Here is a 20,065-nt window from a genome sequence, read left to right as displayed (position 1 = left end):
GCCTCGTTTGTCTGCTCTTATTACGCGACCTGTTTCATCTACAAGGGTTAAATAGTCCTTCAAGCTAAAGCGGATACCTGAGGTTTTCTCTTGATGTTCATTGCCCGTAAAAGGTAATAACGTTGAGGGTTGCTCTCCGATAATGGCTGCTTTGATACGCAGTTGAATACTGGTAAAACTCGATTGCTCAGGTGTTGGGGCAATGCCCGCACGCACTGGATTTAAATCTACATAAGCCATACAAGCAAGTAATGCCCCTTCATCGAGCAGGGCTTGAGATTTAAAGCGTCCTTCCCAAAAGTGCCCAGTACATTCATCTTCTTTATTGGCTTGTCGAGCAATAGGCTCGTTTAATGCCCGCATATACCAACTGATATCGATTAAGCGCTGTTTATAGACCTGTGCTGTTTCTTCAACCATTTCCATTTCGAATGTCGTTAATGATTGCTCTTGTTGATATTGACGGGTCAACAGGGTGCCTTTAAACAACTTATGCCAACGGAACAGTACCTCGAGCGTCGTCCAGTTGTTAGCTTTTTCACTATCAACATGAAGGACTAAATGTAAGTGATTATTCATGACAGCGTGAGCACAAATATCAATAGCAAAGACTTGAGATAATGTAAAAATACGCTGTTCAATCCAATGACGCCTGTGCTCGTAACTGACACCGGTTTCTTTATCAACACCACATAAAAAGGCTTTTCGAACGGTTTGACTGCAAATATGATAATACGGTGTATCAGATAAACTAATTTGTTGTGAACGAGGCTTGGGCATAATAATCACCACACTTATAAGAGGGTAATTTAAGTGTAGTTTATTATTGAAAATACAAACAAGTTATTATGGGTGGCTTAATTAATGTTTTTTATGAGGAGTACCGATAACACTACTTAAATCACATCTAAAAATAGACTAGTTACCATCATCATGAACGTTTAAGAAACATATTACCCTATCTCCTAAATTTTGCTTCTAAAGGCATAGATTTATTTGGTGTTAGTTACCTGCGGAACTAAAAGATATATTCTGATATCATCAAAAAAACTGTTTTTTGCTTAATGGGTTTAGTCATATAATCATTCATTCCTGATTTAATCGCTTTTTCAGTATCTTGGATACTAGCATGAGCTGACATACCAATAATTACAGTATCATTATCAAACATTCTAATTTGTTCTGTGGCTTGTAGTCCGTCTAACTCAGGCATTTGTATATCCATTAACACTAAAGAATAAGTATTGTTTTTCATTTTTTCTACTGCTTGTAAGCCATTCTCTGCTATATCAATTGAAATACTTAATGGCTCTAGTGTTTTTTTAGCTACAATTTGGTTGATTCTATTGTCTTCAACTAGCAAGATTTTTTTTCCATACAAAGCTGCTTTTAATTTTACTAAATCAAAATCAGCTGATTCTTCTATTTTTTTCTCTAACTTTTCAGTAGAGTATGTCAAAGGTATGGTGAATGTGAATTCAGTGCCTTTATCTCGTTCACTTTTTAGTGTGATTTCCCCCCCCATCATTTCGACTAATTGCTTACTTATCGCTAATCCTAATCCTGTGCCACCAAACTTTCTAGTGATTGAATTATCGGCTTGAGAAAAAGCTATAAATAAGTTTTTTTGTTGTTCTGGCGTTATACCTATTCCTGTATCTTTAACACTTAACTCTATGATAACGTTATTTTCGTTTTGTCTTTTTAGACGAGTGTTAATATCAATACTGCCATGTTCCGTAAATTTTATAGCATTACTAACCAAATTAATGATGATTTGTTCTATTTTTAGTGGATCACCAATTAAGTGGCTAGGAATCGAATCATCTAATAGGAAATTTAATGATATATTTTTTTTATCAATATCCGACTTACAAATTTGTGTTATTTTTTTAAGAATAGCACTAAAGCTAAATGAGATTTTTTCCAACTCAAGTTGCTTGGATCCTATTTTAGAAAAGTCTAATACGTCATTAATTATTTGCAGTAAGTGTTCACCTGAACGTTGTATTTGTTCAAGTGAATCATCTTTTTCAAATAAAACTTTGGTGTTTCTTCCTATTTCAGCAAAACCTAACACTGCATTCATAGGGGTTCTTATTTCATGGCTCATGTTTGATAGAAAAATAGATTTTGCATTATTTGCTGCATTTGCTTTATCAATAGCATCATTTAGCGCATTATTCTGAGACTTTATCTTTGATAGATTCTTTGAAATTTCTTGGCTCATGGTGTTTATCCCTTGAGCTAAAGTACCTAATTCATCCGAACGACAATCTTTAATTAAGTCTTTATAATTACCTAATGCAATGTTATTAACTGATTTGTTCATCACGATAAGTCGTTTAAAAACCAGCTTGTTCAAAAAATAAAGTGTAAGTGCAATAACGCTAAAAAGAAGTAGGGTGCCAACTAAAAAGAGAGGCAGAATAACAATACTTCCTTCCATTGCTTCTTTTGAAAATAAACTCATTGCATACCATTCTATTTCCTCGATATACACAATAGCGGCTATATAATTAACTTCATTAATTCTGATATCAATCGTTTTTACCGAATGACTATTAGTATTATTTTTTAGTTTTATTAAGCTGCTTTTATCTAGATCATCCCCGATGACTTGATGCCATTCTTTGTTGGACAAAAACTTTGAAAGAGAGGGATGATAACGACTGGTATTTTCATTCAAACTAGTACGAAATACACCATGATTATCAATAAGTACATCTAAAATATCTTGGTTAGAGGTACTGAGTAATTGATTAGTAATAGTTGAGACTAATGCGTAGCTTCCAACCGTTCCAATGACTTGATCATTTTCTCTTACTATATAATCAAAAAAAACATAGGTGTTTCCATCAATAGTATTAATATCAGCATCGACATAAAACTCATTATTTTCTTTTAGCTTTTTTGGTAGCCAAGAATTTTCTTCTAATTTCAGCGGAACCGTTTTTATGGTATTGCTCTCTTTATTCCAATCAATACTAGTAAGGGGGGCAATTGAAAGGATAAACCAGCCATAGCAATCTATAACTTGACAGTCTTTTTTAACAGACTGAATCGCTTTTGTTTTAAATTTTTCATTATCGTTATTTTTCATCCAGTCTTGATATGTATTATTGAGCAAGGAACGTTTAACTAGATTTAAGTTTTGTGTAAAATGACTGAGGGCTTTTTCTTTGTTGATAATGGCATGTTGAAGCACCATTTTTTTACCTAAATCTTGTTCAACTCCAGTAATAAAATCTTTTAAAAAATATGAAAAAAACACTAATACAAGAGTAAAAACCAAAATAATTAAAAAGATTATTCTAAGACGAATCGATTTGTTTTTTATGGATTTATTAGTCATCAATTGGGGCGATTTATTAATATTCTTACTGTAGTTATAAACCAAATATCATTATTAAGCAAAGCAAAGTCTATACTGATAAGGCAATACATTATATGTAACCTTATAGCTAACGGCACCTGCTGTTAGCGTTTGATATCGGGTATGTTATCTCCCCACTTAATTTAGGAGATAAACATGAGAATTACGCTTAGCCAAGAACAATGGCAAACCATCATTGACTATTGCCAGTGATCAACTTCGAGCTTTTATGCGTGGTGATCTGCTAATCATTGTAGGCGGACACCTGAAATAATTTATAATTTTTCGCGTCAAAATTAGTAAGAAAAAACAGTCATGAACCTTTTATAGTTTGGATGAAGTAGAATATTACTTTTAAGGTGATTTAGGTGAAATCGTCATATAAATTTAGATTGGTTTGGCGAATATTACTCAGACATCTCAATAAGCTGAACATAAAGAAATTGTAGATTTTATTTTAATAAAAATATTAATTGTAACTATATACGGTATCACTATTTTATCGGCTTACTATTTATCAATACACACTAAAGATATAGTTAATTTATTAGAACACTTGAATTACCATCGGGGGAAAGAGTTTCTTTCAAGGAGTCTCTATAAGTTTTTTCATAAATATCAATATTCATTTGTTGCAATATTAAAGTCAGTTTAGGAACCAATTTGTGATGTTTTTTATGGAGATAATGAAACAACGGTTCACGGCCTAGTGATTCACTGTAATGGCTGGTAGAAAATTTAGAATCGACGCTCTTAAAATAGGCACCTATCGTTAGAGGTAAAAGTAACACGTCAATTCTATTTTTATTTAACATATTAATACCTTCTTTGTGGCCATTAACTTTATAGCAGTCCACTTTCATTGTTGTTGATATTTTTTCCACAAGAATAAGTCCTCGAACACATCCCATCCGATAAAAACCATTTATGTTATTTTTCTTCTCCAATAGCTTTTTATTATAAGTAAACATTCTGATATCAATATGATTAATTGGTACTGGAATTTTTATTAAGTTGCCATATTGATTTTCAATTTTTGAAATTCTTGAGACATCACCATCTATTATGCCATTGTTTGCCAAGACCAAAGATCTAGCAATGGGTACATGTATTACCTTTAATTCAATACCTATTTTTTGATATGCTTTTTGAAGTATTAATTCAGAAAAATTTTGTAATACAGCATCTTCCCCTCGACTCAACGTTATTGATTTTGAAAACGTTGATAGTGAGAAAAACGATAATAATATAACAAAAGCACAAAATTTCATAAAACACCCAACCTTTAGAGCGAAATATAATTATAGCAGATGTAAATTGAGGGAAAAGAAACGTTATTGTTTTGTTCAAATACCCTAGTGGACTTCCTTGACTTTGCTTATAAACACCTCTAGTTGAGGTTACAATGTAACTCATTTGTTTTCTAGCAAGGTTAGGGAAGTTCATAATGTCTGTTTTGATGACACTGTGGGCTAATTATTGAATTGAAATAAACCTAAAAAATGTCGGCTTTCGGCTCATTGTGACTGCTAGGAATAGTGATTATGTTCTCAATTTACGAGCGCTTACTGTCCCAAAGCTGTAGGTATGGTTCTAACACCTTAGGTCTTCAAATCGGCATAAGTGACGGTTAAACAAAAGTCCAAACCAATTTAGTTTTAGCCTAATATTTGTAGGTTCTAATGTCCCCTTGGTGCGCTAAAGCGGAAATTAGCAAGTAGTTATAGCTAACGTCTAGTTCAAGGCTCAAAAAAGACACTCAGCGTTATTAGCAATAATGACTTAATTGAACGATAAGCAATGATTTAATATACTTCATTTCTCAGATTGTGAAATCATTTAACTTTATAAGTGACTATAGGTATGAAGACAATTGGCAAGCTCGCCAAAGAGTTAGATATAAATATTGAGACCATAAGGTTTTATGAAAAAAAAGGACTTATTTCTCAACCTATTAAGCCAGAAAATGGTTATCGTTTATATAGTAGTGCTATTGCAGACAAGCTTAGGTTTATCGCTAAAGCAAAAGCTCTTGGCTTTACATTAAAAGAGATATCCTCACTAATGTCTATGGAAAATAACTGCGCCCAAGTAGAAAGCCTAGGTTTGCAAAAATTGGATATAATTCGAAATAAAATATTTGATTTACAGCGTCTAGAGAGCGTTATTAGTAAAATGACAAATTCATGTAAAACCAATCAAGACCAATATTCTTGCCCTATTATTGACTCATTAAAGTAATTGTTGACTCCGTATCTGTATACGGGGTTTATCGTGATGATAAATTACTTAGGAATGATTCTATATGATAAACAAATTACTCGATAAAGTTGGCTCTGGTGGGGTTTGGATAGCAGCCCTTAGTTGTACTGCCTGTTTTCCTGCATTAGGCTCGTTGGTATCCGTATTTGGTTTGGGATTTCTTTCGTCTTTTGAAGGCGTTGCAGTAAATACTTTACTACCTATTTTCGCTACCCTTGCGTTACTCGTAAATATATATAATTGGTATCGCAATAAAAGCCATTTAAGAGGTGCTTTAAGTATTCTTGGTCCTACAGCTGTTTTACTAACACTATATCCTCTTTGGCAATATGGTTGGAGTACCTATTTATTCTACTTTGGCATAAGTTTAATGGTCGTAATGTCAGTATTAGATATTGTAAAACCTATAAAGGAGATAATATGCAAAGTATAAAATTAAACTCAACAATAACTTGTCCTGAGTGCGGACATAATAAAACAGAAAAAATGCCAACCAATGCCTGTCAGTGGTTCTATGAATGTGAATCATGCAAAGCATTATTAAAGCCCTTAAAAGGTGATTGTTGCGTTTTCTGTTCTTATGGAACTGTTAAATGCCCACCAATTCAAGAAGGACAAGGTTGCTGTAATAGCTAACCGTCTATGTCCGCTGTGGTGGCATTTTTGCCAGTAATGAGAGAATTATTGGTTCGGTCAAATCTATGTGTTTTGAAATACCCATAGTTGACGTAACCATTTGAAGTGGCTTGATTTAAGCTTGGTAATAAACAGTTCATATTGAAACCATAATAATTATATTGGACAAAAATGATAAAATTTAAAAAGTTATTAATTTCTTTACTAGGGTTTAGTTTTTCGATAGCAACTCATGCTAATTCTTTATGTTATAGCTCATGCACCTTTGTTCTAAAAAGTGAACAGTCTGGTGAATACAGCATTATAAATCCCGAAAGGGCTGTTAAGCGAATGACACCTTGGTCAACATTCAAAATTCCACATTCCCTTATAGCTTTAGATACAGGCGTCATTAAAAATACTGAAGTAGAGCTTACTTTTGATATAGCGGATTATCCAATTCAAAAGTGGTGGCCTAAAACTTGGTATGAAGCACCTATTTCTTTAAGGGAGGCTTATAAGTATTCGGCAGTTCCTATCTATCAAGATACAGCAAGTAAAATTAATAAAAAGAGAATGAGTCAATACTTAGCTGATTTTCAATATGGCAATCAAGATATATCATCAGGTATTGATAATTTTTGGTTGAATAAAAGTATAAAAATAAGTGCTAAAGAGCAAGTCGACTTCCTTCAACGCTTATATAATCATAAGTTAGCAGTATCGAAAAGTTCATTGATGCAGTTGAAAGACATCATGTTAGCTGAAACTACCGAAGATTATAAACTATATGCCAAAACGGGAGCTGGTGGAGTCGCTAAAGATAAGGCCCTAGGCTGGTATGTAGGGTTTATTGAAACCAAGAAAGAAACTTATTATTTTGCTTTAAATATTGATGGTAAGTCTTTCAAAGAGGTCATCAACACTAGGATTGATGCTGCAAAAGAGCAACTATCGTTAGCGGGAATAATATAACTTAATAATAAATAGCCACTTCAGAATAAAATGCCCTATTGGTACTGAGCTAGTATTCGTTTTATGATGAATGTCGGCAATGGCCAAGCAGACCTTTGGCTATGATAAATTAAACAAAAATTAAGACCGCTTTGTAGCTTCCTGACATAATCGATTAGAACAACCCTTCTTAATAGGAAACACCAACCTAAAGTAGAACATACTTAAGGTCTTTATAGTCTCTGATAACTGTTGATGGGTTTAATAGATGTGTAGATTTACGGTTAAGAGGTGTAAAAAAGTCAATTAAAGTCTAATTACATTGTTATATAACAGGACGATTATTTACAATTTATTTTGTTACATTAATTGCTACAATCTATCGATAAATTCGCAATATGTAATTTTTTGAATCAGCGAGTATATATGAGCTTGCAACACCTTCATGTGTACCGAGGCGTTACTTCTTGGGTCGCACGGAATCATCATGTAATTTATCCCCTAAAGACCTTATATCATCAGACTCACTTAGTTTAGGATCTGTCCGTAGTAAATTGGTCACTTGTTGAAGGGAATTTCTTTAGATACCATCTACAAATCAATAAGAGATAGTTATTTAGATTAGCCGTAACAATTTGTTTATTAAAGCAAAAACGGGATTACATCGCTGTAATCCCGTTCTTTAATTTGGTGCTCGCTACTGGACTCGAACCAGTGACACCTTGCATGTCATGCAAGTACTCTAACCAACTGAGCTAAGCGAGCAATTGTTAGTTGCTTTAACCAACGGGCGTCATATTATCGATATGAAATGTTAGTTGCAAGTAGTTTTATGTATTTCAATTTAAATAATTAACTGTTTGCTTATTAATGCGCCATTTCGACTCTTTTTTGAATGATACTGAGTCGCCAAGCTAATAATACGGCTGCAGTTGTTAAGCCAAAAATTATACCTATCCAAAAACCATAAGGACCAATCGGGTCAATTATCCAGTTGGTTAACCCTAAAATTAGCCCTAAACTTAAGCCAATGACCCAATATGAAAAGAAAGTAATGTATAAAATAGACTGCGTATCTTTATAGCCTCGCAATGCTCCCGCAGAAATAACTTGTATTGCATCGGAAAACTGAAATAAAGAAGCTAAAAACATTAAGCTAGCGGCTAACTCAATCACTTTTCTATCTAGCGTATATATTTCTGCGATGGGGTAGCGTAAAGCAATCGTTAATAGTGCAGTACCAACTGCAATAACAAGTGACAATATCAGTGAATAATTGCATATTTCTTTCGCGTTAGCTAAATCATTATTACCAACGGCATAACCCACTTGTATAGTCACGGCCATAGCTAAACTTAATGGCACCATAAATACTAAGCCTGAAAAGTTAATGGCTATTTGATGGCTTGCAACAACCTCTGCGCCAAAGGGCACCAGAATAATTGCGACTACGGCAAATAAACTCACCTCAAACAGTAATGACATTGCAATAGGAAAACCGATCGTCAGTATTTCTTTTATTTCTAGCCAATTTGGCCAGTAAAAACGTTCAAATAATGAGGCATGTTTTAATTTTTTTGATACGTAACAATAAATGAACATCGAGACAAACATAACCCAATAAACGATAGCTGTGGCGATACCACAACCGGCACCACCTAATGCAGGCATGCCAAACTCACCGTAGATAAAAATATAATTAGCCGGAATATTAATTAACAAACCTATGATACTGATGATCATTGTTGGTTTGGTATGCGACAAACCTTCAGAGTAGTTTCTTAAGACAAGATATAAACAAAAACCCGGACCACCCCAAACGATATAGCCTAAGTAGTCAAAAAGTAATTGTTTTAAATGACTTTCTAGTGGGATTTGTTCAATGACTAAGGGGGTGATCGCATAATATAAAACGATCAACAACAGACCTAAGGTTAATGCTATCCATGCGGTTTGATAGGTCGCTTTGGCAACGTAATGGAATTTTTTTGCTCCAGCAAGTTGCGATACTATGGCAGCAAGTGCCATGACTAAACCATATATAGTTAGTATTAAGGGTAACCAAACACTGCTAGCAACCGCTACTGCAGCCATGTCGGTTGCACTCACTCGACCAGCCATCACCGTGTCTGCAAATCCCATTAGGGTTTGCACAAGTTGAGCGATCAAAATAGGATAAGCCAATTTCATTAGGCTTTTGGTGTTTTTTCTAAAGTCAGTAATATTCATTAGGGAAGAGTGCTTATAAAACCATCATTTTAAGAAGAAAAATGATCAAGATGAGAATGATATAGGTTTAAAGCAGTTGTGCAATGTTTCTCTAGTGAATTTAGCCTTTATAAAAAACAATGGTGAAGCGAAAACAAGAGTAATAATTACTAAAAAACTTGTTCGTCATCACTGTCTATCGCTAATTGAATTTTTTGGCGGTATTCATCAATATGCATATTTAAGTGAATATCTCGACAACAAGAAGGGCACTCTTCGTAATAATCTTGATCACCAGCCGATGTATCTAAAGCTAAATGTAAGTGATGACCACAATGAGGGCAGCTAATACGTTTGTCTTTTATCGCTTGTAAGCTTGATTCCTGGGACATTTTGCCTCCTAGATTCTTTTGGTTACTGATGATTAAGTATGTTCATATTTGTAAAAATCGCTAACAAAATCAAAAATAAAGTTGTCTAAATTATTTAACTTACTGTGTGCAATCAATTTTATTTTAACATTAATGTAATGATAAAATTCGAGATAACAAAGCTCTCGATTGATCAATATAGATACCACCAAATAGATTTGCATGATTTAGGATATGATAAAAATTATAAATGAGCTTTCGTTGCTCATAGCCTTTTTCAAGGGGGAAAATATCTTGGTAACCCTGATAAAAATCATAAGGTAGTTGGCCAAAGAGTTCGGTCATCGCAATATCGACTTCTCGGTCACCATAATAGCAAGCAGGATCATAAATGACTGACAAAGAGTCTGTGAAGCCTAAGTTACCCATCCATAAGTCACCATGAACTAGGCAAGGTTTAACATCGTGATGATTTAATGCGTCGTGACAAATATCAGTAATATGGTCAATGTTACCCAGTGTTATTGATTTTTCGCTCAGTAATTGTAATTGCCAAGCAACTCGTTGTTCTGCGAAGAATGTTTTCCAATTACTACGCCAGTTGTTCGGCTGTAAAGTGTCGCCAATATAATTGTCGTGTTGCCAACCAAATTGTCCATGTGACGAACCTTTATGCATCAAGGCGAGTTGTGCACCTAAATTATACCAATGTTTTTCGGTAGCGTGTGAAAATGGAATGTAATCAAGCACAATAAAGCTTTTATCAAGGGTGCTTCCTAATGCTATAACTTCGGGGCAAGTGATTTGTTTAAGAGAACGTATTTGATTTAGGGCGTAAGCTTCTGATTCAAAATGGTTGAAGTGATTTTTATCTTTAATTTTAATAAAGTAATGATGTTGCTTATTGCTTAGTTGGTAAGCTAAATTGCTTTCACTTGTTGAAATAAGGCGCTTTTTTTCAATAGTGAATTGCTCACCGGTTTCAGTTTTGATTGCTTGCTCAATAGATTGCCACATAATGCACCAATTATTCATTGACCCTGTTGGTGTGAGTATAGTTAATAATTGAGCAATGTGTTTATTTTGCTGAGCTGATTTTAATTTTCAATAATTAAGTGAGCTATTTTATTGGGTACACCATCCCATTCTTGTGCATCGGCAGGTGCGGGTTTTACTTCGGTTATTCTCGGCCATACTTTAGCTAACTCAGCATTGAGTTCGATAAATTCTTTTTGATCTTCAGGAACGTCATCTTCTTGATATATAGCGCCTGCAGGGCATTCAACCGGACATAAGTCACAATCAATACAGTCTTCAGGACTGATGACTAAAAAATTAGGACCTTCATAAAATGCATCCACTGGGCATACTGCTACACAGTCGGTGTATTTACATTTTATACAATTGTCGGTAACTACAAATGCCATAACGTACTCTTTTGATGAGATGAAATATTTTCGAGCTGATCATACCTAGCTTAGCAATAATTTCAATTGTTGATTTAACTGAGAGGTATGTTCAGGTAAAATGCCGAAAAATTCCCTTTTCTCTTTTTGGAACCGCTCACTATGTTGCGTTTAACAAATATCCAACTGCCGCTTGATCATGAAGAAGCTGATATAAAACTGGCTATTCTAGATACATTATCAATTTCTGAAGATCAGCTAATTGATTTTACGGTTCATAAGCGCGGATATGACGCACGTAAAAAAGCAAAAATAGTGTTGATTTATACGCTTGATGTAGACACTCGCCTTAATGAAGAATTACTTGAAAAATTTGCTAAAGACAGCCAAGTAAAAGTAAGCCCTGACATGAGCTACAATTTTGTTGCCCAAGCGCCAGAAGTCTTATCACAACGACCTGTTGTTATTGGCTTTGGTCCATGTGGCTTATTTATCGGATTAGTACTTGCTCAAATGGGATTTAAGCCGATTATTTTAGAGCGCGGTAAAGAAGTACGTCAACGCACCAAAGATACCTTTGGCTTTTGGCGCAAAAAAATACTCAATACTGAATCTAATGTACAATTTGGTGAGGGTGGTGCAGGTACTTTCTCTGATGGTAAACTCTATAGCCAAGTTAAAGACAAGAAACATTATAGCCGTAAAGTGCTGCATGAATTTGTTGATGCAGGCGCGCCTGAAGAAATTTTATTTGTGAGTAAACCGCATATTGGTACCTTTAAGCTCGTTACTATGATTGAGCAAATGCGCGCTAAGATTATTGCGCTTGGTGGTGAAATTCGTTTTGAACAACGCGTTGACGAATTTCATTTTGATGAAGAGCAAGGTGCTGATGGACACAAACGTATTAATGGCTTAACACTGGCCAGTGGCGAACGTATTGATACCAATTATGTTGCCTTAGCCGTAGGTCATAGCGCACGTGATACCTTTGAGATGCTTGTTAAAAATAAAGTCTCGGTAAAAGCTAAACCTTTTTCAGTTGGCTTTCGCATAGAACATGAGCAATCAGTTATTGATGATGCTCGTTTTGGTGACAATGCCGGTAATGAAATATTAGGCGCTGCAGATTATAAATTAGTACACCATTGTAATAATGGTCGAAGTGTTTACAGCTTCTGTATGTGTCCTGGCGGAACTGTAGTTGCAGCGGCATCAGAAGAAGGGCGCTTAGTCACTAATGGTATGAGCCAATACTCGCGTCATGAGCGTAATGCGAATAGCGCAATTGTTGTTGGTATTGAGCCTAGCGACTTTGCTAATAAAGATGATCCTTCAGACGTATTATCGGGTATTGAATTTCAACGCCGTTTAGAAGAAACAGCCTTTAAACTCGGTGGAGAAAATTATGATGCGCCAGTGCAGTTAGTCGGTGACTTTCTTGCTGGACGTAAAAGCGGTGAGCATGGCGAAGTTAGCCCTTCATACAAGCCCGGCGTTAAATATTGCGACTTAAGTGAAACCTTACCTGATTACGCTATTGCCGCTATTCGTGAAGCATTACCTGCCTTTGAACGTAAGATAAAAGGTTTTTCAATGAATGATGCGACATTAACGGCTGTTGAGACAAGAACATCATCAACCATTCAAATTACCCGTGACAGAGAGTCACTGCAAAGCATTAATGTCGAAGGTCTTTATCCGGCTGGTGAAGGTGCTGGTTATGCCGGTGGTATATTATCTGCGGGTATTGATGGTATTAAAGTCGCAGAAGCGATGGCGCTGGCAATGATGGCAAAAAGATAAGTCTGTCTTTATATTGCAAATAAAGGGGAATTCCCCTATATTTGCGACCTCAAATATTTCCCAAAAGAAATAGTTTATATTATTAAAAATATATTCAAGCGTCACTTTGTGTGTGACGCCACTGAAATAAAGGAAAATTAATGCCTGTTATCACTCTCCCTGACGGTTCAAAACGTTCATTCGACAATGCAGTATCGGTAATGGATGTTGCCTTAGACATAGGACCTGGTCTTGCTAAAGCAACCATCGCGGGTCGTATCGACGGAAATCTTGTTGATGCTTGTGAATTAATTACCCAAGATGCTTCTTTACAACTTATCACTAATAAAGATAACGAAGCTCTTGAGATTATTCGTCATTCTTGTGCGCATTTACTAGGGCATGCTATTAAGCAGTTATACCCAAATGTTAAAATGGCGATTGGACCAACGATTGATAACGGCTTTTATTATGATATTGACCTTGAAGAGTCAATTACTGAAGACGATTTAGTCAAACTTGAAAAACGTATGACTGAACTAGCACGCACCGGTTATGAAGTTGTTAAGAAAACAGGTTCATGGCAAGACGCTTACGATGCGTTTACTGAGCGTGGTGAGACCTACAAATTACAAATTCTTGATGAAAACATCGAGAAAACTGATACGCCTGCTTTATATCATCACCAAGAATACATTGATATGTGTCGTGGTCCTCATGTACCTAGTATGCGTCATTGTCATCATTTTAAATTGATGAAAGTTGCTGGTGCTTATTGGCGTGGTAATTCTGACAACAAAATGTTGCAACGTATTTACGGCACAGCATGGGCTGATAAAAAGCAACTTAAAGCGTATATCGTTCGTTTAGCAGAAGCTGAAAAGCGCGATCACCGTAAAATTGGTAAAACATTAGATTTATTTCATTGGCAAGAAGAAGCACCAGGCATGGTGTTTTGGCATAACGATGGTTGGACAATTTACACTGAGTTAGAGAAATTTATTCGTGAAAAATTACACGAATATGATTATGACGAAGTTAAAGCGCCGATGATGATGGACAGAAGCCTTTGGGAAAAATCAGGTCACTGGGAAAAATATGCCGACGGTATGTTCACCACTGAGTCTGAAAAGCGTGAATACGCGATAAAACCAATGAACTGTCCAGGTCATGTACAGATATTTAACCAAGGTTTAAAATCGTACCGCGATTTACCTTTACGTATTGCTGAGTTTGGTTGTTGTCATCGTAACGAGCCATCAGGTTCATTACATGGCTTAATGCGCGTTCGTGGCTTTACTCAAGATGATGCTCATATTTTCTGTATGGAATCACAAGTACAAGCCGAAGTAAAAAAATGTATCGAGATGGTATACGATGTCTATGGTTCATTTGGTTTTGAAGATGTTGTTGTTAAATTATCAACGCGTCCTGAAAATCGCATTGGTAGTGATGAAATTTGGGACAAAGCTGAAGCGGGTCTTGCACAAGCATTAACCGACAGCGACATCAAATTTGAATATTTACCAGGCGAAGGAGCATTTTATGGTCCTAAGATTGAATTTACCTTAATGGATTGTTTAGGTCGTGCTTGGCAATGTGGTACAGTGCAGCTCGATTTTGCTTTACCAGAGCGTTTAGGCGCAACTTATGTTGGTGAAGACAACGAAAGATACATCCCAGTGATGATTCATCGTGCTATTTTAGGTTCACTTGAGCGTTTTATTGGAATTTTGATTGAAGAGTTTACCGGGAAGTTTCCGACCTGGTTATCTCCAATTCATGCAACTGTGATGAATATTACCGACAAACAGGGTCAATATTGTGAAAAAGTTGTTAAAAAACTAAAAGAAAGTGGATTTAGAGTAAAACTAGACTTGAGAAATGAGAAGATAGGCTTTAAAATCCGCGAGCACACTTTGAAGCGTGTTCCATATTTGTTAGTTGTTGGTGACAAAGAAATGGAAGCAGGCGAAATCGCTATTCGAACGCGAAGTGGTGAAGATTTAGGCAAAATGTCTGTTGATGACTTTATTTCTAAACTAAGTGAAGAAGTTAACTCTCGCAGTTAGCGTTGAAATTACTTATAATAACGTTTATAACATACATCAAAATATTTTATTAATCTGAGTAGTTGTTAAGTTAAAAATAACACCAGCTACTCGGAACAAAGTTCTTTGGAGGAACATGGCTATTAAAGGTGGACAACGAGGCGGGCAAAAAGAGCCAGCACATCGTTTAAATGAGTTAATTACAGGTATTGCTGATAATGAAGTTCGTTTGATTAGATTTGACGGAGAGCCTGGTGGCATCGTCACATTAGATGAAGCAATGGATCAAGCTGACGAAGCTGGTGTTGATCTTGTTGAAATAAGCCCTACGGCTAAACCTCCTGTACTCCGTGTTATGGATTACGGTAAGTTTATCTATGAAAAAGCTAAAGAACAAAAAGAACAACGCAAAAACCAGAAACAGATACAGGTTAAGGAAATTAAATTCCGTCCTGGAACAGATGAAGGCGACTATCAGGTAAAACTACGCAACCTGAAGCGCTTTTTAGAGGGTGGCGATAAAGTTAAAGTAACTTTACGTTTCCGTGGTCGTGAAATGGCTCACCAAGAACTCGGTTTACAACTACTAACTCGCGTTAAAAACGATTTAGAAGAGTTAACTGTACTTGAATTCTTCCCGCGTCGTGCGGAAGGAAGACAAATGGTGATGGTACTAGCACCTAAAAAATAATCAATAACCGGTATTTCAAGTAACTTAGTTTGATGTAAATTAAAATAAGTTCACCATTATTGATTTTAACGGGTAACTTTAGGCCTGAAAGTAAAAACTAACGTTTATTTTTGTTTATCCTTAAATAAACGCGTTAAGTTTTTCGCCTAAGTTGCTAAATTTCAATGGCAATGTTTATGTGTAATAGCACAAACATGAATGCGGAGTAATATTCATGCCTAAAATGAAAACTAACAAAGGTGCTGCGAAGCGCTTTAAAAAAACAGCCTCTGGCTACAAGTTCAAACAAGCTGGCCTTCGTCATATCTTGACTAAGCGTCGTACTAAAGTTAAACGTCATCTTCGTGCTAAGTGCATGATTTCGGCGGCTGACATTAAGTCAGTTAAAAAACTTTTACGTCACGGTTAATAGGAGAGATATAGAATGGCTAGAGTAAAACGTGGTGTACAAGCTCGTGCACGTCACAAGAAGGTTCTAAAGCAAGCTAAAGGTTATTACGGAGCACGTAGCCGTGTTTACCGTGTTGCTTATCAAGCAGTAACTAAAGCAGGTCAGTACGCTTACCGCGATCGTCGTCAACGTAAACGTCAATTCCGTCAGCTTTGGATCACTCGTATAAATGCAGCAGCTCGCATAAACGGTTTATCTTACAGTGTTTTCATTAATGGTCTTAAAAAGGCTGCTATTGAAATCGATCGTAAGATCCTAGCTGATATTGCAGTATACGACAAAGCAACATTCACATTCTTAGTTGAAAAAGCGAAAGCTGCTTTAGCTGCATAGAACTTGAAAAAGCTTTGAGATAAGGACGCCATTAGGCGTCCTTTTCTTTTTTTAATCATACTAACTTGTTCTTTAGCTCACTTTCTGCGTTTTAAAGTACTTACTAATAGTTATTAGCTCCGTTCTTTACTTTGGAAATTAAACTAAACACCTTGGTTATAATGTATTAAAATGTTTTTATTAATTATACCGAATACTATTTTATCTTTTGGGATAACGCGCAAAGATATTATTCGCTACAATTAATATTAACTTGATAATTAAGGTTTAAACCGATGAGTCTTGCAGATCAAATTTTAGCGGTAAATAATGATTTACCTATTCGTACCGATGCACCAGTTCACAGCGGTAAAGTGCGCAGTGTTTATTGGTTAACCGACGCGGATAGTAAGCGACTAATTCAAGAGAAAGGCTATGATGTTGCCGACGACACACCTTTAGCCATTATGGTTATTAGTGATCGTATTTCTGCTTTTGAATGTATCTGGCAAGGCGAAGGTGGTATGCAAGGTGTACCTGGAAAAGGTGCATCACTGAATGCTATATCAAATCATTGGTTTAAATTATTTAAAGATCAAGGTCTAGCCGATAGTCATATTCTTGATATTCCACATCCGTTTGTTTGGATCGTACAAAAAGCTAAACCTGTAATGATTGAAGCTATCTGTCGTCAGTATATTACCGGTTCTATGTGGCGTTCATACGTAAAAGGTGAACGTGATTTTTGTGGTATCGAATTAGCTGAAGGATTATTGAAAGATTCAAAGCTACCTGAACTTCTACAAACACCTTCAACAAAAGGTATTTTAGAAGGCATTCCGGGCGTTCCTGCGATTGATGATGTTAATATTACTCGCAAAAATATTGAAGATAATTTTGAAGCCTTTAATTTTAAAACGCCTGATGATATTACTTTATACGAAAAATTATTAACGGAAGGTTTTGACGTTATTTCTGATGCGTTGGCAAAGCTTGACCAAATCTTTGTAGATACTAAGTTTGAATTTGGCTATGTAAAAGACAAAGCTGGCAACGACAAGTTAATTTATATGGACGAAGTGGGTACGCCTGATTCTTCACGTATTTGGGATGGCGAGCAATATCGTGCCGGTAAAGTGGTTGAAAACTCGAAAGAAGGTTTCCGCCAATTACTTTTAGCACATTTCCCTGATGCTGATATTTTATTAAATAAAAATCGCATGGACGAGCGCTTAGCTTTAGCTCGTAACAATGAGTTACCGGCATCCGTGTTAATGGATGTGTCACAAACATACACAGCGATCGCTGAGAAAATTACCGGTCAAAAAATTGTTTTGTCTGCTAACCCTAAAGCTGAAATTATTGATATTTTACGCGAGCAGTATCAGCTAATCGATTAAGTCGTTATTGTATCTGCTTAAAAGCCCTACACCCGTAGGGTTTTTTTTTGTGCGTTATTTATCATCTCTAGCCTTTGCTAATACTAAACTTTTAATTTTGCCCTTTACACTTTTTCTTAAACATAGAATCTGACTAATGGTCATAATCTGTGCACCAATATGGTGTTTGGGTTGTGTTTGTGTGTAACATCTTGGTGCATTTGAGCGGTGTAATATTAATTATTATTTTTTAACTTATTGTTTTTTATTTGATTGTCTCTTTGGGCACAAATGGTGCTTAAATAAATTTATATAAACAATCTTAAATAATATGCACTAAAGGTGAACAAATGAAGTTGATAACCGCAATAATCAAACCTTTTAAACTCGATGATGTTCGTGAAGCACTCAGTGAGATAGGTCTAGAAGGATTAACGTTAAGCGAAGTTAATGGTTTTGGCCGACAAAAAGGTCATACCGAACTTTACCGTGGTGCAGAATATGTTGTCGATTTTTTACCAAAAATGAAACTTGAGCTCGCTGTTAAGGATGAAATGGTTGAGCGTGTTATCGACACTATTCTTGAAACAGCGCAAACAGGAAAAATAGGTGACGGTAAGATATTTGTCACTAACATCGAACATATTGTTAGGATCAGAACAGGTGAAAAAGATAATGAAGCTATTTAAACAGTTACACTCAAGCGTAACGATAAATAAAGTATTAACACTTTTTGTTTTACTTTTGTCCGCGGTCGCATTGCCAAGTTTTGCCAGCAATGACGAATTGAACGGGGCAAATACGGCGTGGATCCTCACATCAACTGCTCTAGTCCTAATGATGACCTTACCCGGACTCGCTTTATTTTACGGTGGATTAGTTCGACGTAAAAATATTCTTTCTATTCTTATGCAGTGTTTTTCAATTGCTGCTCTTTCTTCGATACTTTGGTTTGTGGTCGGTTATAGCTTAGCCTTTGGTGAAGGTAATGCGTGGATAGGTGATTTTAGCAAAGTACTTATGATGGGAATAACCAAAGAAACCCTTGTTGGTGATATTCCGGAAAGCTTGTTTGCTTTATTTCAAATGACGTTTGCGGTTATTACTCCTGCACTTATTATTGGCGCTTATGCAGAAAGAATGAAGTTTTCTGCAGTCTTAATCTTTAGTGGCTTATGGTTGCTTGCGGTTTATGCTCCGGTAACTCATTGGGTTTGGGGCGGCGGTTGGTTAGGCCAAATGGGCATTTATGATTTTGCCGGTGGTATTGTGGTGCATATTACCTGTGGTGTTGCCGCATTGGTTGCTGCTGTTGTTTTAGGTCCTCGATATGGTTTCCCTCGAACGCCTATGTTGCCACATAACTTAACTATGACTATTACGGGGGCAGGTTTGCTTTGGGTAGGTTGGTTTGGTTTCAATGGTGGTAGTGCCTTAGCTGCCAATGGTGACGCAGCAATGGCTATGTTAGTCACGCATTTATCCGCTTCAGCAGGTGCACTGACTTGGGCGGCTATTGAATGGAAAAAATTTGGTAAAGCGAGTGTCTTAGGTGCGGTAACGGGCATGGTTGCTGGTTTAGGGACAATAACACCTGCATCAGGTTTTGTTGGCCCAGGTGGCGCACTAGTTATAGGGATTTCTGCGGGTTTTATTTGTTTTTATTCAACGGTCTATATTAAACAAAAGTTAAAAATTGACGATTCTTTAGATGTTTTTCCCGTGCATGGTGTTGGGGGTATTTTAGGCACTTTATTAGCGGGTGTGTTTTCTTCTACAGAGCTAGGCGCTTTTAGTGGCTATGGTTATGCAGAGGGTATCACCACGATGTTAGGGCAGGTCAGTGTTCAATTAGTGGGAATTGGCGCTGTTATTGTCTATACGGCGGTTGTCTCTTACGTGTTGTTTAAGCTTGTATCTTTGATGACTAAAGGCTTAAGGGTTGATAAAGAACAAGAAATAACGGGCCTTGATTTAATTGAACATGATGAATCAGGGTATAATTTGTAGTTAAATTTTGTGATTTAGACGTCAAAAAACAGCAAGGCCTTTATTGAAATAGAGGCCTTTTTCTTATCTGAGCTGTTTTTTCAGTAAAAGCACTCTTTTCACTACATAATCAATTGATTTTTGTGTAAAATCATACACCATTTATATTAATACCATCAGTCTAGCCAAAACCTTCAAATTTACTGAACGGTTTT

The 20,065-nt window shown here is 36.1% G+C and carries 19 protein-coding genes and 1 tRNA gene; 12 read left to right on the top strand and 8 right to left on the bottom strand.

The genetic code is table 11. The annotated features are described in order from the left end of the window. From H4J76_RS15550 to H4J76_RS15540, 3 genes are all read right to left on the bottom strand, one after another. On the bottom strand, positions 1–780 hold a 780-nt coding region (locus H4J76_RS15550; protein ID WP_182230916.1), incomplete at its 3' end, for a transposase. Positions 781–1,018: 238 nt separating this feature from the next. Continuing rightward, positions 1,019–3,355 carry an ATP-binding protein gene (locus tag H4J76_RS15545; protein WP_182218004.1) on the bottom strand — a complete coding sequence of 779 codons (2,337 nt, stop codon included), beginning with the start codon at positions 3,353–3,355 and terminating at the stop codon, positions 1,019–1,021. 560 nt (positions 3,356–3,915) lie between these two features. Continuing rightward, a complete protein-coding gene (locus H4J76_RS15540; protein WP_182218006.1) occupies positions 3,916–4,647 on the bottom strand; it encodes a hypothetical protein in 732 nt (243 codons plus the stop codon). Between the two features lie 592 nt (positions 4,648–5,239). On the opposite strand from H4J76_RS15540, the gene H4J76_RS15535 reads away from it, so the two are divergent. From H4J76_RS15535 to H4J76_RS15520, 4 genes are all read left to right on the top strand, one after another. Next, positions 5,240–5,617 carry a MerR family transcriptional regulator gene (locus H4J76_RS15535; RefSeq protein ID WP_182218027.1) on the top strand — a complete coding sequence of 126 codons (378 nt, stop codon included), beginning with the start codon at positions 5,240–5,242 and terminating at the stop codon, positions 5,615–5,617. 64 nt (positions 5,618–5,681) lie between these two features. Then, entirely contained in the window at positions 5,682–6,071 is a 390-nt protein-coding gene (gene merC, locus H4J76_RS15530) for an organomercurial transporter MerC (protein ID WP_182218008.1), read from the top strand. Further along, positions 6,059–6,274: a GDCCVxC domain-containing (seleno)protein gene (locus tag H4J76_RS15525; protein ID WP_182218009.1), complete on the top strand. Its 216-nt coding sequence runs from the start codon at positions 6,059–6,061 to the stop codon at positions 6,272–6,274. The genes merC and H4J76_RS15525 overlap by 13 nt, the downstream gene beginning before the upstream one ends. A 171-nt stretch (positions 6,275–6,445) precedes the next feature. Next, on the top strand, positions 6,446–7,228 hold the full coding sequence (locus H4J76_RS15520; protein ID WP_182218011.1) for a class D beta-lactamase: 783 nt from the start codon (positions 6,446–6,448) through the stop codon (positions 7,226–7,228). A 667-nt stretch (positions 7,229–7,895) separates the two neighbouring features. Here H4J76_RS15520 and H4J76_RS15515 read toward each other — a convergent pair. The 5 genes from H4J76_RS15515 to fdxA form a co-directional block, all read right to left on the bottom strand. Continuing rightward, a tRNA-Val gene (locus tag H4J76_RS15515) sits at positions 7,896–7,972 on the bottom strand. A 102-nt stretch (positions 7,973–8,074) separates the two neighbouring features. Next, complete coding sequence (locus H4J76_RS15510) at positions 8,075–9,436, bottom strand: MATE family efflux transporter (protein WP_070373752.1); 1,362 nt, start codon at positions 9,434–9,436, stop codon at positions 8,075–8,077. Positions 9,437–9,585: 149 nt separating this feature from the next. Continuing rightward, positions 9,586–9,807 carry a CPXCG motif-containing cysteine-rich protein gene (locus H4J76_RS15505; RefSeq protein WP_070373751.1) on the bottom strand — a complete coding sequence of 74 codons (222 nt, stop codon included), beginning with the start codon at positions 9,805–9,807 and terminating at the stop codon, positions 9,586–9,588. 129 nt (positions 9,808–9,936) lie between these two features. Beyond that, on the bottom strand, positions 9,937–10,803 hold the full coding sequence (locus tag H4J76_RS15500) for a fructosamine kinase family protein (RefSeq protein ID WP_182230915.1): 867 nt from the start codon (positions 10,801–10,803) through the stop codon (positions 9,937–9,939). Positions 10,804–10,883: 80 nt separating this feature from the next. Beyond that, entirely contained in the window at positions 10,884–11,213 is a 330-nt protein-coding gene (gene fdxA, locus H4J76_RS15495) for a ferredoxin FdxA (RefSeq protein WP_182218013.1), read from the bottom strand. A gap of 141 nt (positions 11,214–11,354) precedes the next feature. Between fdxA and H4J76_RS15490 the strand changes: the two genes are divergently transcribed. The 8 genes from H4J76_RS15490 to H4J76_RS15455 all read left to right on the top strand — a co-directional run bounded on the left by H4J76_RS15490 (position 11,355) and on the right by H4J76_RS15455 (position 19,871). Further along, the gene (locus H4J76_RS15490; RefSeq protein ID WP_182218015.1) at positions 11,355–12,998 is read left to right on the top strand and encodes an NAD(P)/FAD-dependent oxidoreductase; all 1,644 of its coding nucleotides are present in this window, start codon (positions 11,355–11,357) and stop codon (positions 12,996–12,998) included. A 140-nt stretch (positions 12,999–13,138) separates the two neighbouring features. Next, complete coding sequence (gene thrS / locus H4J76_RS15485) at positions 13,139–15,049, top strand: threonine--tRNA ligase (protein WP_070373747.1); 1,911 nt, start codon at positions 13,139–13,141, stop codon at positions 15,047–15,049. Positions 15,050–15,164: 115 nt separating this feature from the next. Then, entirely contained in the window at positions 15,165–15,719 is a 555-nt protein-coding gene (gene infC, locus H4J76_RS15480; RefSeq protein ID WP_070373746.1) for a translation initiation factor IF-3, read from the top strand. Between the two features lie 214 nt (positions 15,720–15,933). Continuing rightward, on the top strand, positions 15,934–16,128 hold the full coding sequence (gene rpmI / locus H4J76_RS15475) for a 50S ribosomal protein L35 (RefSeq protein ID WP_070373745.1): 195 nt from the start codon (positions 15,934–15,936) through the stop codon (positions 16,126–16,128). A gap of 15 nt (positions 16,129–16,143) precedes the next feature. Continuing rightward, positions 16,144–16,503, top strand: a complete 360-nt coding sequence (gene rplT / locus H4J76_RS15470; RefSeq protein ID WP_070373744.1) for a 50S ribosomal protein L20 — start codon at positions 16,144–16,146, stop codon at positions 16,501–16,503. 275 nt (positions 16,504–16,778) lie between these two features. After that, entirely contained in the window at positions 16,779–17,882 is a 1,104-nt protein-coding gene (locus tag H4J76_RS15465; RefSeq protein WP_070373743.1) for a phosphoribosylaminoimidazolesuccinocarboxamide synthase, read from the top strand. A 329-nt stretch (positions 17,883–18,211) separates the two neighbouring features. Next, the gene (locus H4J76_RS15460) at positions 18,212–18,550 is read left to right on the top strand and encodes a P-II family nitrogen regulator (RefSeq protein WP_182218017.1); all 339 of its coding nucleotides are present in this window, start codon (positions 18,212–18,214) and stop codon (positions 18,548–18,550) included. Further along, a complete protein-coding gene (locus H4J76_RS15455; RefSeq protein ID WP_182218019.1) occupies positions 18,537–19,871 on the top strand; it encodes an ammonium transporter in 1,335 nt (444 codons plus the stop codon). The genes H4J76_RS15460 and H4J76_RS15455 overlap by 14 nt, the downstream gene beginning before the upstream one ends. The last annotated feature ends 194 nt before the right edge of the window (positions 19,872–20,065 follow it).

Source organism: Colwellia sp. BRX9-1 (assembly GCF_014077195.1).
In the GTDB taxonomy this organism is placed as follows: Bacteria; Pseudomonadota; Gammaproteobacteria; order Enterobacterales; family Alteromonadaceae; genus Colwellia_A.
The sequence above is the reverse complement of the archived record's forward strand: the minus strand, read 5'-3'. Positions and strand labels throughout refer to the sequence as shown.

Bases quoted from the DNA above. Each gene is read 5' to 3' on its own strand.
- H4J76_RS15540 (WP_182218006.1), bottom strand. From the start codon at position 4,647: ATGAAATTTTGTGCTTTTGTTATATTATTATCGTTTTTCTCACTATCA.
- H4J76_RS15520 (WP_182218011.1), top strand. From the start codon at position 6,446: ATGATAAAATTTAAAAAGTTATTAATTTCTTTACTAGGGTTTAGTTTT.
- H4J76_RS15500 (WP_182230915.1), bottom strand. From the start codon at position 10,803: ATGTGGCAATCTATTGAGCAAGCAATCAAAACTGAAACCGGTGAGCAA.
- H4J76_RS15490 (WP_182218015.1), top strand. From the start codon at position 11,355: ATGTTGCGTTTAACAAATATCCAACTGCCGCTTGATCATGAAGAAGCT.
- H4J76_RS15510 (WP_070373752.1), bottom strand. From the start codon at position 9,436: ATGAATATTACTGACTTTAGAAAAAACACCAAAAGCCTAATGAAATTG.
- H4J76_RS15535 (WP_182218027.1), top strand. From the start codon at position 5,240: ATGAAGACAATTGGCAAGCTCGCCAAAGAGTTAGATATAAATATTGAG.
- infC (WP_070373746.1), top strand. From the start codon at position 15,165: ATGGCTATTAAAGGTGGACAACGAGGCGGGCAAAAAGAGCCAGCACAT.
- H4J76_RS15460 (WP_182218017.1), top strand. From the start codon at position 18,212: ATGAAGTTGATAACCGCAATAATCAAACCTTTTAAACTCGATGATGTT.
- merC (WP_182218008.1), top strand. From the start codon at position 5,682: ATGATAAACAAATTACTCGATAAAGTTGGCTCTGGTGGGGTTTGGATA.
- H4J76_RS15525 (WP_182218009.1), top strand. From the start codon at position 6,059: ATGCAAAGTATAAAATTAAACTCAACAATAACTTGTCCTGAGTGCGGA.
- H4J76_RS15545 (WP_182218004.1), bottom strand. From the start codon at position 3,355: ATGACTAATAAATCCATAAAAAACAAATCGATTCGTCTTAGAATAATC.
- rpmI (WP_070373745.1), top strand. From the start codon at position 15,934: ATGCCTAAAATGAAAACTAACAAAGGTGCTGCGAAGCGCTTTAAAAAA.
- H4J76_RS15465 (WP_070373743.1), top strand. From the start codon at position 16,779: ATGAGTCTTGCAGATCAAATTTTAGCGGTAAATAATGATTTACCTATT.
- H4J76_RS15455 (WP_182218019.1), top strand. From the start codon at position 18,537: ATGAAGCTATTTAAACAGTTACACTCAAGCGTAACGATAAATAAAGTA.
- fdxA (WP_182218013.1), bottom strand. From the start codon at position 11,213: ATGGCATTTGTAGTTACCGACAATTGTATAAAATGTAAATACACCGAC.
- thrS (WP_070373747.1), top strand. From the start codon at position 13,139: ATGCCTGTTATCACTCTCCCTGACGGTTCAAAACGTTCATTCGACAAT.
- rplT (WP_070373744.1), top strand. From the start codon at position 16,144: ATGGCTAGAGTAAAACGTGGTGTACAAGCTCGTGCACGTCACAAGAAG.
- H4J76_RS15505 (WP_070373751.1), bottom strand. From the start codon at position 9,807: ATGTCCCAGGAATCAAGCTTACAAGCGATAAAAGACAAACGTATTAGC.